This is a genomic window from Terriglobus sp. 2YAB30_2, assembly GCF_052114765.1.
Taxonomy (GTDB): domain Bacteria; phylum Acidobacteriota; class Terriglobia; order Terriglobales; family Acidobacteriaceae; genus Terriglobus.
The window spans coordinates 147,946-162,713 of the sequence record NZ_JBFRFJ010000010.1 but is presented as its reverse complement, the minus strand read 5'-3'; the positions used below and the strand labels follow the sequence as shown (position 1 = coordinate 162,713).

Below are 14,768 nucleotides of genomic sequence, written 5' to 3'. Positions count from 1 at the left end.
ACGTGGCACCCAAAGGCAAAAGCCGGCAGCTCTACCTGATCCCTGTTCTCTCCAAGGCCCTCGACATCCTCGAGATGCTGCAGCAGAGCCAGGGCATGACGCTCGAATCCATTCACAAGCAGACGGGCATCTCCAAGACCACCGTCTACCGCATCCTGAAGAGCTTCGTGCATCGCGGTTACGTCTCGCAGAGCGCTGACGGCGCCTACCGCCATGTCACCCGGCAAAAGAAGCTGCGTTTCGGCTTCGGCAGCCAGAGCAGCGAAATGCCCTTCGCCATCGCCGTCGAAAAGAGCCTGCGCAAAGCCGCGGCCGCTGTCGGCGTCGATCTGCTGGTGCTGGACAACTCCTACGACGGCGCCACCGCCGTCGCCAATGCCGAAAAGTTTGTGCAGAGCAAGGTCGATGTCGTGATCGAGTGCCAGATCGACCAGCACGTAGCGCCCATCATCGCCGACCGCATCGCAGCGGCCAACATCCCCATGATCGCGGTCGACATCCCTCACCCGCACGCCATCTACTTCGGAGTCGATAACTATCGCGTCGGCTATGCCGTAGGCGAGGTCCTCGCCGAACATGCCCTCGAGCGCTGGAAGGGCAAGATCGACTGGATCATTGGCCTCGATCTCGCTGAAGCAGGCCCCATGGTACAGAGCCGCATCACAGGCGTCTTCGAAGCCCTGCGCAACCGTCTGCCCGAAACGCCGGTGGAATGCTTCGTGCGCATCGACACCCGAGGCCTGCGCGATAAAAGCTCCACGGCAGTCCTCGAGTTCCTCAAACGCCACCCGAAAGACCGCCGCATCCTGATCGCAGCGGCCAACGACACCGCCGCTCTCGGCGCTATCGACGCCGTCCGCAAGCTGGGCCGCGAGAAGCAGGTCGCCGTCGCCGGCCACGACTGCGTAGAAGAGATGATCGCCGAGCTCCGCCGCAACGATTCTCCGGTCGTCGCCTCCGTCTCCCACGAGGTCTCACAGTACGGCGAATACCTGATGCGCCTGGGCCTCTCCCTGCTGCGCGGCGAGATCGTGCCCCCCTACAACTTCACGCAGTACGAAGTAGTCACCCGCGAGAACCTGCCCGCCTCCGGCTCCTAGCACCCCAACCGACAACTTCGGACTGAACTTTAAAGCCAATGCACTGGGTGCCCCATCCATCGCGCATCGGGGTCCCCGACCAACTTATTGGTTGGGGTGAATAGCGATGGGTGGGAGATTCGAGCGAAGCTCGAACCGTCCTTCTGTGGATGTTCATGCCACCTGGGGCCCCGCCCTCGCAACGCTAGGGCGGGTAAGGATGGCACAACTCTCCAAACGACCATAGATCAAATACTGTCATCGCAATCGCCGACGTGAACACTTCCAGAAACTGTTTACCTATTGACACTGGCATGTCAGGTTCACTAGAGTTCGCACCTGAGGGAGTAAGCTCGCCAGCATGAAATCTCTACCCTGCAAACAGCTGCTCCTGCCGGCAGCTGCCTTGGCTTTTGCCTGCTGCCACGTCTCTGCCTACGCGCAAGCGGCACCATCTCTGCAAGCCATCCAACAGGGATTTCTGAATCCACCCAACGAAGCCAAACCCATGGTGCGCTGGTGGTGGTTCGGCCCCGCGGTCGAGAAGCCCGAGATCCTGCGCGAGCTGCAGCAGATGAAGGCCGATGGCATCGGTGGAGCAGAGCTCGCCTTCGTCTATCCCGAGGTCCTCGACGATCCTGCGCGCGGCCTGAAGAACTTTACCTTTCTTTCTCCAGAAATGCTCGATGCCGTGCAATACGCCCAGGCAGAGGGCCGCAAACTTGGCCTGCGCATTGATGTCACCCTCGGCAGCGGCTGGCCCTACGGCGGCCCTACCGTCACGCTGCACAACGCCGCTACACGCCTGCGCACCATCGTTGCGGCTCTGCCTGCGGGATCCGCCAGCACGCCGCTGCCCGCATTGAAAGAGGGCGAGAGCCTCATCTACGCCGCTGTAGTGAACGGCACGCAGTCGAAGTGGGATGCCTCCACCTCGTCGCTCGCAACCATTGACTCTGAAGCTGCAAAGGTCACCCCTGCGGACACGCCACGCGTCATCCTCTTCTTTGTGCAGAGCCACACCGGCCAGATGGTGAAGCGCGCCGCCGTCGGCGCTGAAGGCTGGGTGCTCGATCCGTTCAGCAAGGAAGCCGTCGCCACCCACCTGAAGACCGTGGGAGAGCCGCTCGTCAAAGCCTTCGGCGACACTCCTCCTTACGCCATCTTCTCCGACTCGCTCGAAGCCTACGGAGCCGACTGGACACCGACGCTTCCCGAGGAGTTCCGCAAGCGCCGCGGCTACGATCTGCTGCCACACCTACCGGAGCTGGTGGCAGGCGATACCCCCAACGCCGCAAACATTCGCCATGACTGGGGCAAAACGTTGACCGAGCTGGTGAACGAAGCCTATCTGGTGCAGATCAACGACTGGGCCAACCAGCACGGCACGAAGTTCCGTTCGCAGACCTACGGCGAGCCGGCCGTATCGCTCTCGAGCCAGAGGCTGGTCGTCCTGCCCGAAGGTGAAGGCCCGCAGTGGCGCGCCTTTTCGACGCTGCGCTGGGCCAGCTCCGGCAATCATCTCCTCGGCAACAACGTCACCTCCGGCGAGACTTTTACCTGGCTACACTCGCCCGTCTTCCGCGCGACCCCGCTCGACATGAAGGCCGAGGCCGACATCGACTTCATCATGGGCGAGAACCAGCTCATCTTCCACGGCTGGCCTTACTCAGCGCCGCAGGCCGGTGAGCCCGGATGGTCGCTCTACGCCGCCGCCGTCTTCAACGATCACAATCCGTGGCATCCGGTCATGCCAACGGTGAATAACTACATCGCCCGCCTGAGCTACCTGATGCGCCAGGGCAAGCCCGCAAACCAGGTCGCCGTTCTGTTGCCGACCGACGATGCATGGGCAGCATTCAAGCCCTCCAAGGTAACCGTCACCGGAGCGATGCAGGACCTGCTTCCCAAGGAGATGCTGGGCGCCATCCTCTCCGCGGGCTATAACTTCGACTTCACCGATGCCGAAGCGATTGACACCCTGGGCGTGCAACACAGCATTCTGCTGCTGCCTCCAACGACGCGCATCCCTGTCGCCACACTGCGCAAAATCGCAGCCTTTAAGGCAGCCGGCGGCAAAGTGGTCGCCTTCGGCCACACGCCCACACTCACCTCTGAAGGCAAGTCTTCCGGTGAACTCACGCAGCTGGCCTCCCAACTCTTTCCTGCCGCCGCCAACACAGCAGCCGAGTTGACAACGGCTCTGCACCAGGCTGCAGCTCCAGATCTCAGCTTCGAGACCGCAGAGTTCGACCGCAATGCGATCGGCTTCATCCGCCGCAAGCTTCCGACCGGCGATATCTACTTCCTGACCAACACCAGCAACCGCGAGATCAAAGCGACCGTCAGCTTCGCCACCAGCTATACCTCAGGCGCTGCGCTCGATCCGGAAACCGGCCATGCACTGCCCGGCACGCTCACGCCGAAGAAGATCACACTGACACTGGCTCCTTACGAGTCAAGGACGTATCTCTTCGGCAATAGCGTCACCGCGGCCAAAACCACAACGACAGCACCGACTGCTCCCATCGATCTCAGCCACGACTGGAGTGTCAGCTTCACCGGCACCGGCAAGACCGAGACACAACACACGCTTGCTGACTGGACGTCGAACGAAGTCACGTCGCACTACTCCGGCGAGGCCGTCTACTCGCGCAGCTTCCAGATCGAGAAAGCTCCGCCCTCAGGCGTATATCTCGCCATCACCGGCGGCAGTGCAGAGCTTGGAGCCCCCGACGCTCCACCGACTGCCGAGAAACGTGAGGGCATTCCCAATCCCCTGCTCACACGTACCGGCCCCGGCACGCACGCCTGGTACAACCCACCGGTGCGCGAAGGTGCATTGGTCGTCATCAACAGTAAGCCTGCGGGCGCGCTGTGGCACCCGCCCTATCGCCTGGACATCGCTTCCCTGTTGCAGCCGGGCGAGAACAAGATCGAGATCCATGTCTACAACACCGCGCTCAATGCCTGGGCCGCACAGCCTCCGCATGACTACAGGCCGCTGATCGCCAAATACGGCGACCGCTTCCAGATGCAGGATCTCAATAAGGTCAAGTCACTTCCATCAGGCATTCTCGGCAACATCGAACTCGTATTTGAAGCGCAGCGATAACAGGAAACTCGCATGAAGAAGACACTTCTTTCCCTCCTCGCTTTGGCCTGCACCACCGTCTCTGCCACGGCAGCAACCTTCTCTGTCGCCAAATACGGAGCCAAGGGCGACAGCGTCACGCTGAACACCAAGGCCATTCAGAGCGCCATCGATGATGCGGCGAAACACGGCGGCACCGTTACCTTCCCCGCCGGCACGTATCTGACTGGCGCCATCTTTGTGAAGTCTGGCGTCACGCTGCAGATCGACAAAGGCGTCACCATCCAGGGATCTCAGAAGCTCGAAGACTATCCCATGCGTCCTACACGCGTTGCCGGGATTGAAATGACCTGGCCGGCGGCGCTGATCAATGTCTACCAGGAGCACAACGCCGCCATTACCGGCGAAGGCACCGTCGACGGCGACGGCAAGGTCTGGTGGGATGGCTACTGGGCGCTGCGCAAAGAGGACGATCCCAAGGGCCTGCGCTGGGCCGCGGACTACGACGCCAAGCGTCCCCGCCTGATCGTCATCTATGACTCACACGATGTGAAGCTCGGCGGCGGCCTGCTGTTGAAGCGTCCCGGCTTCTGGACCGTGCAGGTGGTCTACTCCCACGATGTGCTGGTAGACGGCGTCATCGTCCGCGCCAATGAGGGCGGACATGGACCCTCGACCGACGGCGTCGATATCGACTCGTCCCGCAAGGTCACCGTCGCCCATGCCGACATTGAGAACAATGACGATGCCATCTGCCTGAAGGCCGGACGCGATGCCGACGGCCTGCGCGTCAATCGCCCCACCGAAGACATCATCATCCGCGATTCGCTGATCCGCGTCGGCGCGGCAGGCGTGACCTTCGGCAGCGAGACCTCGGGCGGCTTCCGCAACATCGAGATCTACAACCTGCATACGCTGAAGGGCGTTCCCTCGGGCATCCTCTTCAAGTCGGCACGCACCCGCGGCGGCTTTGGCGAGAACATCCGCATCCACGACCTGGTGATGGAAGACACACCGACCGTGCTGCGCATGACCATGAACTGGAATCCGAACTACAGCTACACCAAGATTCCCGACGGTCTGACCAACTATCCGGACTACTACAAGGTTCTTACAACTTCCGTCCCTGAAGAGAAGGGCATCGCTTACTTCCACGATGTGCACATCTGGAACATCAAGGCCACCGGAGCCAAGATGGTCTTCGACGTCGCCGGCAATCCTAAAAAACCCGTTGAACATTTCGAGATCGATCACCTCGACGTACAGGCCGGCACGGCCGGGCATATCAGCGCCGCGCGCGACTGGAATCTGCATGACCTGAAGCTGCAGATCGCTGACGGCAGCTCCGTCGCTCTCGATGACACCCAGGACATCAAGGGGCTGACTCAGAATTCCAAGAAGAGCGATGCCAACGCTCAAACACCGCACAAATACGAGGAATAACGCACGCATGAAGACGTCGTCTCTCTTCCGCGCCGGAGTTGCATCGCTCGCTCTGGCCGCTGTCTCCATCTCTGCTCAAGCGCAGCAAAGTCCGAAGCCCACGCCGGAGATGCAGGCCATCATCGACAAGGACAACGGCCGCCACTTCGGCACCTCGCCCGAAGATGCGGGTCCGCTGGCAAGGGACATCTCGCCGGCACTGACACCCGCTGCCATCGACAAGGTGATGCGCAAGGTCGCGGACTGGCAACTGAAGGAGTCGCAGCCTTACTTCGAAAAGATCTGGACCTGGAGCGTGCTCTACAGCGGCTTCATGGCCGCCTCCGACTCGCTGGGCGATCCGAAGTACCGCAACGTCATGGCGGAGATGTCAGAGAAGTTCGAGTACCAGCCGCGCAATCCCGACAAGCTGCCGAACGCCGACGATATCAGCATCGCGCAAACCTACACCGAGTTGTATCTCGCTGGCGGCAAGAAGGACGCGAAGATCATCGCTCCCACCATCCACACTCTCGATACCGTCATGCCGCTGGAGACGCTGCGCCCCGGCGATCCGCGTATCCCCTGGTGGTGGTGCGATGCGCTGTTCATGGCTCCCGCTGTCTATACCCGCATGTACGCGGCAACCGGCGATCACAAGTACATCGACTACATGAACGCGCAGTGGCAGCGCACCTATGACCTGTTGTGGGACAAGGACGAGCATCTCTACGCGCGTGACGCGAGCTACATCCCCAAGCGCGGACCGAACGGCAAGAAGATCTTCTGGTCGCGCGGTGAAGGCTGGGTCATGGCCGGTCTCGCCCGTACACTGCAGTTCCTTCCCAAGGACGACCCACGGCGTCCCTTCTACGTACAGCAGCTCAAGGACATGGCCGCACGCGTCGCCGAGCTGCAGGACAAAGATGGGCAGTGGCATGCAAGCCTGCTCGACCCAGAACACTTTCCTTCGGCCGAGACCTCAGGCGCATCTCTCTTCGTCTACGGCATGGCTTACGGCGTGAATGAAGGCATCCTCGACAAGGCAACGTACATGCCGGTGATCAAAAAGGCATGGGCCGGTCTGCTCACCAACGTCTACGCCGACGGTCGCCTGGGCAACATCCAGCAGACCGGCGCCGAGCCCGCCTACTACCGCTCCAGCGCCAGCTACACCTACGGCGTAGGCGGCTTCCTGATGGCAGGCAGCGAACTGAAGCGCATGACGAAGAAGAAGTAGCTATATCTTTTTTGCATGTCGTCCTGAGCGTAGGGGACCCCGGCCAGCTTCGCTGGCTGGGGTGGTTTAGCGAAGGATCTGCTTTTCGAGCGGTATTCAATCCGCCGGGGTGCCCCACCCTCACGGAGTTAGGGTGGGCAAGGAAACCACAAAACTGAAACCGGTCTCGCTTCGCGAGATACCATTCTTCGCTTTCAGCGAAGAATGAGCACCAAGACGGGTCCTTCGCCTTCGGCTCAGGATGACAAACCTAAACACAAAAAGAGGCACCCCATCGGGTGCCTCTTCTCTTCCCCCAATAACTTACTTCGCCTTCTCAATCTCCACACCAAAGACATAAGTCGGTCCAAACATATTCGACCGGAAGATCACCATCTTCAGATCCGGCGTAAAGCTTACATTCGGCTCCAGCGTGTAGTTGTGCTTGCTCATATTCACCAGCTTCTCCGACTGGAGGGCCCATGGCTGTACGTACACAGGACCATCCACCATGCCTTCGCTCTGGACCTTCTTTGCATGGAAGAGATAGATCCACTCCCCATCAGGAGCGCGAGCTACCTGGTGCGGATCGCCGCCGTCGCCCGTAAACAAACCGGCCTTCTCATTCACGTTGAAGTGAATCGACCACTCGTTGCGATCCATGTGGTACCAGTTGCGCTTACCCGTCTCCAGGTTCAGAGAAGCCAGCCAGAAGTCTTCTCCCTTGGGTGTCTGCAGATCGTAGTAGACGGTCTTTCCATCCTGTCCCCAGAACTCGTGTCCCGCGATCTCCATCGCCATGGTGCGCTTGTGCATCAGCTGGTTGTGCGTTCCGTCAGTCCAGATGGTCCAGATACGATCGACCTTCTGCCACGGACCCTCATGGCAGTACATCAACAGCTTGGGATCGCTGGGAGAGAAGAGCAGATGGTTTACCCAGTCAGTCGAGTGCAGCAGCGGCGTGACCTTACCGTTGCGCAAATCGAGCGTATAGAGCACCAGCGGAATCCTCGCCGCAAGACGCCGCTCCATCATCTCGCCCTTGTTCAGCGGCTGATCCAGCGGACTGGTCTGGGAGACACCGGCAGCGGGCTGCCCTGTTGACGTACGTCCGTTACGGCCATACTGTTCGTTCGGGCGATCCTCTTCATCATAGGTGCCTGCAGCCAGCGTCTCATCGGCATTCACTGAAACGATGTTGCCGCGCGGCGGCAGCTTGGCCAACATGGTGGTCTCGCCGGTATCGACGTTGGTTTTATAGACAGCACGCTCATCGTTCTTCACGTAGAAGATGCTCTGCGTCTTGTGGCCTACCTCCAACGTGCGGACCTTGCCCTTCACCACGCTGCGCGACTTGAGCGTGTGCAGGTCCAGCACTGAGATGCCTTCCGGTGTGGTGTAGACCATCTCCTTGCCATCGGGAGTGTAGGCATTGACGTTGAAGTAGAAACTCGCGGAGCCGGGCTCATCGGTCAGACGGACAACGCGATGGCCGGTGTCTTTGTCGATCCAGCTCTTGGGGGGATGCGCGATCTCCTCCGGCGTGGGACGCTTGTCGGCGGGACGGCGATCGTTGGGGACGTTGAAGTCCTGGGCGGCAGACAGGGCCGGACAGAGCAATACGCCGGCGGCAAGAGGGACGAGTGCAGCTACCTTGAAGCGCATACAACATACTCCTGCGGTACAGATGAGTGGGTAACAAAATTGAGCCCCACATGACAGTGTCATGCAGGGCCCATGAGTTGTGAAGACTACCTACGTTAGAAGTTGAGGTGACCCGCGAGCTGGAAGCTGCGCGGAGTGCTGGCACTGCTGATGCTGGTGATGGTTCCGAACGCTGTCGTGCCCCACTGTGCATTTGGGTTGCCCAGGATGGGATGGTTCAGTACGTTCGAAGCCGTCACTTCAAACTGGAAGTTGATGGATTCACGGATTGGAATGGTGCGCCGAAGCGCGGCATCCAGAGTGAGGGCTGCAGGATTCTTCAGTCCAAGCGCCTGAGTACGAGGTGCGTTCCCCAGCAGGTATATCGGCGTGCTTCCAGTGGAAATGCTTCTCGGTGCCTGGAAGGCCGTCGAATCAAGGTACTTGGTCGCGGAGCATCCCGCCCCGCCAAGGTTACAGGCGATGCTGCTGCCCCCCTTGCCGTAGTTGCTACCGTTTCGACCAGATCCGACATAGGACGGATTCAAGTCGGGCATGCAGCGTCCCTGAAGAGGATTTGATCCGGTTGCAGTCGAAAGCGTGTTGCAGCTTGCGTCCGTATTCCAGACCACAGCGACCGGCGTTCCAGTGCTATAGGTGAAGATGTTCGAAAGCTGCCAATCGCTGAAGAGCGTACGGGTCGCCAGATGACTGCCGCTGAATCCGCTCTTTCCAAAGGGCATCTTCCAGACACCGTAGGCGTGGATCGTATGCGGCGACGAGATGGTAGTGACACCACGATCGATGCGATCCTGCGCCCAGCTCTGCGTACCGCCCGAGATCGCGGCCTGCGGAATCGCGAAGCCGCTCCGGAAGGTTCCGTCATTACCGACATTCTTCGACCACGTGTAGTTGAAGTTGAAGGTAAGCCCACGCGACATGCGCTGCTGGACGGTCACCTGGAGAGAGTTGTAGCTGAAGTTGCCGACATTGCCCCAGGTGTCCGTGACACCGGAGTACTGCGGAAACGCTGTCAGACCTTGAGCGATCGTTGCCGCTCCGCCATTGCTGGCCGCAGCCGCATTCTGAAAGCTCTGTGGAATATTGATGCCCGGCATCGAGGCCTGTGCCTTGGCCACGTTCGCCGGGGTTGCCGGTGCAATCAGGATCGGCGTCTTACCGTCGACGGCCGTTACACTTCCAAGACCGGCGAGGTAGGTGGGGTTGAGCTGATTTGACCAGTAGCCACGGGCGTTTGAGGCATTCGAGGTCGAATTGATGAGGKGATGGCTCTGATTGCCGACGTAGTTGATAGCAAGCACCATATCCTTCGTCAACGAATGCTGAATGCCCACGTTGTAGAACGTGAAGTTCGGAGCACGGCTGGAGAAGTATGGGTCGGCATAGCTCACACCTTGTCCCGTTACCATCCTTCCGTTGCTCAAGTAGAAGCCGGTGTTCAGCCCCAGTGTCGCAGGTCCAGGAGTAGGAGCTGTCGGATATGCCTGGCCACCAAAGAGAGCCGTGTTGGCCATGCCCATCGCCTGGAACGCGCTGCTGTTGTTGAGATAGTACGACGGCCCCGCACCTGCGCCCGTGGTGACTTCCGCCGGCGACGCAATGCTGGTATTGAAGCCCAACTGGCCGGTTCCGTTGAACGCTCCGCCACGGCCGCCTACACCGCCGCCCTGAGAGAAGACGCGTCCGATGCCGAGGCGAAGGACTGTCTTATCATCCAGCGCATAGGTAAGACCTACGCGCGGGCCCCAGTTCTTCCAATAGGTTTGCACCGGCGTGCGGCACTGGCAGCTCGCCGCTGCGCCGCCATAGCTACCCGCGAACTGAATTGCGCCCGGTGTTCCGGTATAAGGATTCGTGAGGTTCGGATTCAGAAAGCTCCAGCGATCCTTCACCTCGTGATAGGGCGGCAGATAGTCCCAGCGAAGTCCCGCATCCAACGTCAGCTTTTCCGTGATTCTCCATGTATCGGAGACATAGGGAGCAATCGGACGATATCGCCCGCCAACCTCACTGACCGGACGGAGCTGCAGACTTGGGCTGCCACCGATGGCTCCCAGCAGGAAGCTGGCGTAGGAATATCCGGATGAGCTGGAGAGCGTCTGCGAGTTGGCTCCGAAGTTCGCGGTTGAGAAGTTATTGAACACCATCTGCAACAGACCGGTGTAGGTATCCGGGTTGGCGTTGTTGATCTGCTGCCACTGCACCTGGATACCGGCTGTGACCGAGTGCTTGCCTTTGGTCCACAACACGTTATCGAGAATGGTGTAGTTGTTTGGCGTCGTCTTCTGGGTTGAGACGGCATCGCTGGCGCCGGTCCAGGTCTGCAGAGCGACCGAGCTTGCACCGCCTGCTGTAAACGTCATACCTGGGAAGGTCTGGCCCGCCTGACCTGCAGGCAGGTTCGTGGCGCCAAGATCACCAATCTGATAGCCCGGGACATTCTGGGTCGCGTTCTTGATGTCCTGGAAGAACCGCACGAAACCGAACTTCAACTGGTTCACCAGGTTGTTGTTGATGGTGTAGACGTCCTGCACATCGAAGATCTTCGGATAGATCGTTGCGAGATTTCCGCCAGTGTAGGGCTGCGGCAAGAAGGGTGCGCTGTAGTTGTTCAGATATCCGACCTTACCGATCGCGCCTACCGTCGAGATGCGGTGGTTGGGTGTGATCTGAAAGTCAACGCGGTAGTCGACGGTGTAGTTATCGAAGCCGTACGGAACGCTGCCGAGATAGTTGTTCGTCGTTCCGGAGTTTGAGGGCTGGGGCAGATAGTTCTGGGCCGCCTTCGCGAACGGAGACAGATAGCTGCTCGGAATTACGTTGTAGGTCGGAACGCCGTTCTTGGATCCCTGAAACGGCTTACGTGTGCAGGTTCCACCGGAACAGGTTGTTGTTGTGGGGTCGAACAGCGCGGGACTGGATGTACCGAGCAGCTCCGTGAAGTCACCCTGACGCTCGAGAAGCGTGGGAAGCGTGTAAGCCACCGGACCACGCACCGTACGGTTGTGATAGCGGTCGTAGGCAACGAAGAAGAAGACACGCTTCGTGCCCGGCACGTGGCCACCGACACTGGCGGACAACTCATTCTGGTGATCGACGGGCTTCGGCGCGGCAACCTGCCCGCCCTTGCCGTCGGAGACCGTCTGCGCCTTGGTCAACAGCGGCCATGCATCCAGCGCTGTATTCCGGATGTAGTCCGAGATCTGGCCGTGATAGCCCAACGTGCCAGACTTGATGGTGAAGTTCTGCGCGCCAGCGCCGGAGTATTCCACGGGCGGCGTGCTGGTAAGAACCTGTGTCTGGTCAATGGATTCGATTGAGAATGCCTGCGAGACCAGGCGGTTGTCGCCCTGCTGGCTGACCGTCTGCGCGGGCAGACCATCCACGTAGAGCTGACCGAGATAATTTCCCGTGCCGCCGACGATCGGCAGACGAGCGCCACCCTGTGCGCCAGGCGCCAGGGCTCCAAATGCGGTTGCATCGCGCTGGGCGTTGTTGGTCACCAGCGGAAGATTGGAATATGCCTCGTTCTCGATCGTCAGACCAAGCGATGCGTTCGTCGTCTCCAGTTGCGGCGGAGCTTCATTGATGGTCACAACGTCCGTCGCAGCACCGACGGTCAGGGTTACATCGAAGCCGGTAACGGTCAGGGCGTTGACGGTCAGGTTCTTCTGGATGAACTCCTGGAAGCCTTCGTGCTTCACGTCGACGGTATAGATGCCCGGCGGCAGCGGGGCGATGGAATACAGGCCGGCGCCCGTGCTCTGACGGGTGGTCTGCGTGCCGGTTCCCTGGTTGGTAATGATGATGGTTGCGTCCGGAACTGCGGCTCCGGTGCTGTCTGTCACTGAGCCCTGCAGCCCGCCTTCTCCGCCGGTCTGTGCCGGCAATACGCCCGGCATCAGCACAACAGCGAGAAGGGCCAGCATACCCAGCAGACGGCTCCGCTTGGGACCCAGTAGACGGCTCCGCTTGGAACCCAGTAGACGGTTCCACCTGGAAGACACAAAGCGCTCACACGGCTCCAAAAGGGTTGTTGCCATATTTCCTCCTGCGACTCCAAATCTTGTCGTTGGATGTCCATCGGAACGCTATTTCGTGAAACGTTTCATTGTCAATAGGGAAGAAGTTTCAGCAGAGGAATTAAGACCTGAACTCCCATAAATTTCCCCAGATATATCAGGAAATCGAGATTTCGAAGGGTCAGAAACGTTTCCTTAAAATTCCTCGGGACGGGAGGTTTCCGGGCACAAAAAAGCGGGCGGGGCGCTGTTGCGCGCCCCGCCCGCTCCCCCTCTGGGGAAGGACTTTACTTCAGAGGAATGTCGATTACCTCGATGGTGTTCGGCCCCACGACATGCTTCCAGCTACCCGCCGTAACCGTCGCCGTTCCCTTCACCGGTTTGATGGTCTCCGGATGATCGATCGCGTTGGTTACATACCAGGTCGCCGCATGCATGGTGTTGGTGACCGCCGCGCCGGCCTTGGCTCCAGTCACATCGAGCGTCAGCGCCTGCGGACGGTCGCTGGCGTTCACTAGCTTCAGGTAAAGCACCTTCTTCTGGGGCGAAACCGTCGCCGACCAGAAGAACCGGTTCCCTACTCCCTCGGCCTGACTCTTCGCCACCTGCGTTCCCAGATGGTCATTGAAGAGCACCTGCGCCCAGTAGCTGGGAGAACCATACGAATGCAGCGCGTCATAGCCGATCAAGTCGCTCGACCACTGCATGCCGCCCGGGTTCACGTTCGTAAACAATGGCGCATACGCGGCCATCACTACCAGGTCGGCGTTGCGCTCCATGGAGGTCATCCAGGCAGCATCGCCCAGCGCAGCGCCGAAGTCCGGTGTCGGCGAGCCGGTACGCGTCGCCCACTCGCCCACGAAGATCTTCGGTCCGTTGCGATCGCCGTTGTCGTACTTGTGCACCAGGTCAAAGAACTCATGCGGAGTCTGATAGTAGTGATCGTCCACCAGGTCCGGCGAGCCGCCGTGCTGCCACGAAGTCGCAATCAGCTTTAGTTGCGGATACTTCGCACGGAGGGCCTTCTCAAACGGCGGATAGCGCTTGATGTAGCTTCCTGAGCGGTCGAGGTTGTCTTCGTTACCCACCTCGATGAAGCGCAGCTTGAAGGGCTCCGGATGGCCGTCACGCGCGCGGATCGCGCCCCACTTGGTATTCGAGTCACCGATCACGTACTCGATCTCATCCAGGGCTTCGGCGATGTACGGGTTCAACGCCTCGCCCTCGGCATGCTCGCCGTTGAGCGTGTAACCGGCGAAGATGGCCAGCACCGGCTCCATCTTCAGGTCTTCACACCACTCCAGGAACTCGAGCAGGCCCATACCGTCGCTCGATGTATAGCCCCATGAGGTCCGCTTGGTAGGACGATCCACCAACGGCCCGATGGTCTTCTTCCAGTCGAAGTGCTCGGCCAGCGTGTTGCCCTCGACGTAGTTGCCGCCGGGAAAGCGCAGAAAGTTCGGGTGCATGGCCGCCAGCATCTTCATCAGGTCAGGACGATTGCCATGCTCGCGATTGTTGAACGTCGGCTCGAACAGGCTGACCAACTGCAGTTCGATGCTGCCCTTCTGGGTAAACGTCATCTCCCAGTGATTGTCTTTGCCCGGAACCACACCAGCGCCGGTTTTCAAGGTGTAGTCGTATTTCTTCCAGTCACCGTCGGTCAGCGGCACTGTCGTCTCCGCCAGTGTCGCTGCGGTCTGGTTGGCGATCAGGCGAATGTGTGCCGTTCCTACCCCCGCTGGCTTGGCATAGAACGATCCGTGATAGATCGCGGAGGGCCGTACCGCCATACCCCAGTAGCCATCGTTGGAGACGCCCGCCTCATTGCCCTTCGACGCATCGCGCACCACCAGCTTCATGCTCTTAGGCAGCGCCGCACTGGGCCCGCTGTCGCCGTTCTCCACCACCGCGGAGGATTCGCCCTGGGTCACCACACGCCACCACTCAAACCGCGGCCAGCGATTGGTGAAGGTGCGGTTGCGGATCAGCTCCGCATACAGGCCACCGTCGTAGCTGAAGTTGATCTCTTCCGTCATCAGGCCATAGAGCGTAGGGCTCACATCAGCCGTCTTCTGCGTGGTGTCCACGCTCAGCTTCGCCGGCTGCTGCGCCGCCGCAACCCCCAGCGCCAGCGCGCTGAGGCCAACTGCCATCCACTTCATTCGCATGTATCTTCCTTGAACGGGTTTAAGAAAACGTTATCCCAACGGACCGGATTTGTCCCCGGAAAACGCCTCAGGAACGCAAAACGGGCTCACACACGG

General features: G+C 60.0%; 7 protein-coding genes. 4 read left to right on the top strand and 3 right to left on the bottom strand.

Annotated features, from left to right (window positions below):
- Positions 1–2 precede the first annotated feature (2 nt).
- The 4 genes from AB4Y89_RS16115 to AB4Y89_RS16100 all read left to right on the top strand — a co-directional run bounded on the left by AB4Y89_RS16115 (position 3) and on the right by AB4Y89_RS16100 (position 6,835).
- Positions 3–1,100, top strand: a complete 1,098-nt coding sequence (locus AB4Y89_RS16115; RefSeq protein WP_442301963.1) for a substrate-binding domain-containing protein — start codon at positions 3–5, stop codon at positions 1,098–1,100.
- A gap of 340 nt (positions 1,101–1,440) precedes the next feature.
- The gene (locus AB4Y89_RS16110; RefSeq protein ID WP_442301962.1) at positions 1,441–4,194 is read left to right on the top strand and encodes a glycosyl hydrolase; all 2,754 of its coding nucleotides are present in this window, start codon (positions 1,441–1,443) and stop codon (positions 4,192–4,194) included.
- Positions 4,195–4,206: 12 nt separating this feature from the next.
- The gene (locus AB4Y89_RS16105; RefSeq protein ID WP_442301961.1) at positions 4,207–5,616 is read left to right on the top strand and encodes a glycoside hydrolase family 28 protein; all 1,410 of its coding nucleotides are present in this window, start codon (positions 4,207–4,209) and stop codon (positions 5,614–5,616) included.
- A 7-nt stretch (positions 5,617–5,623) separates the two neighbouring features.
- Positions 5,624–6,835: a glycoside hydrolase family 88/105 protein gene (locus tag AB4Y89_RS16100; RefSeq protein WP_442301960.1), complete on the top strand. Its 1,212-nt coding sequence runs from the start codon at positions 5,624–5,626 to the stop codon at positions 6,833–6,835.
- Between the two features lie 303 nt (positions 6,836–7,138).
- Here the strand turns inward: AB4Y89_RS16100 and AB4Y89_RS16095 are convergent, their stop codons facing one another.
- The 3 genes from AB4Y89_RS16095 to AB4Y89_RS16085 all read right to left on the bottom strand — a co-directional run bounded on the left by AB4Y89_RS16095 (position 7,139) and on the right by AB4Y89_RS16085 (position 14,666).
- The gene (locus AB4Y89_RS16095) at positions 7,139–8,479 is read right to left on the bottom strand and encodes an oligogalacturonate lyase family protein (protein ID WP_442301959.1); all 1,341 of its coding nucleotides are present in this window, start codon (positions 8,477–8,479) and stop codon (positions 7,139–7,141) included.
- 95 nt (positions 8,480–8,574) lie between these two features.
- On the bottom strand, positions 8,575–12,522 hold the full coding sequence (locus AB4Y89_RS16090) for a carboxypeptidase regulatory-like domain-containing protein (protein WP_442301958.1): 3,948 nt from the start codon (positions 12,520–12,522) through the stop codon (positions 8,575–8,577).
- Between the two features lie 266 nt (positions 12,523–12,788).
- A complete protein-coding gene (locus AB4Y89_RS16085) occupies positions 12,789–14,666 on the bottom strand; it encodes an alpha-L-arabinofuranosidase C-terminal domain-containing protein (protein ID WP_442301957.1) in 1,878 nt (625 codons plus the stop codon).
- Positions 14,667–14,768: the final 102 nt, after the last annotated feature.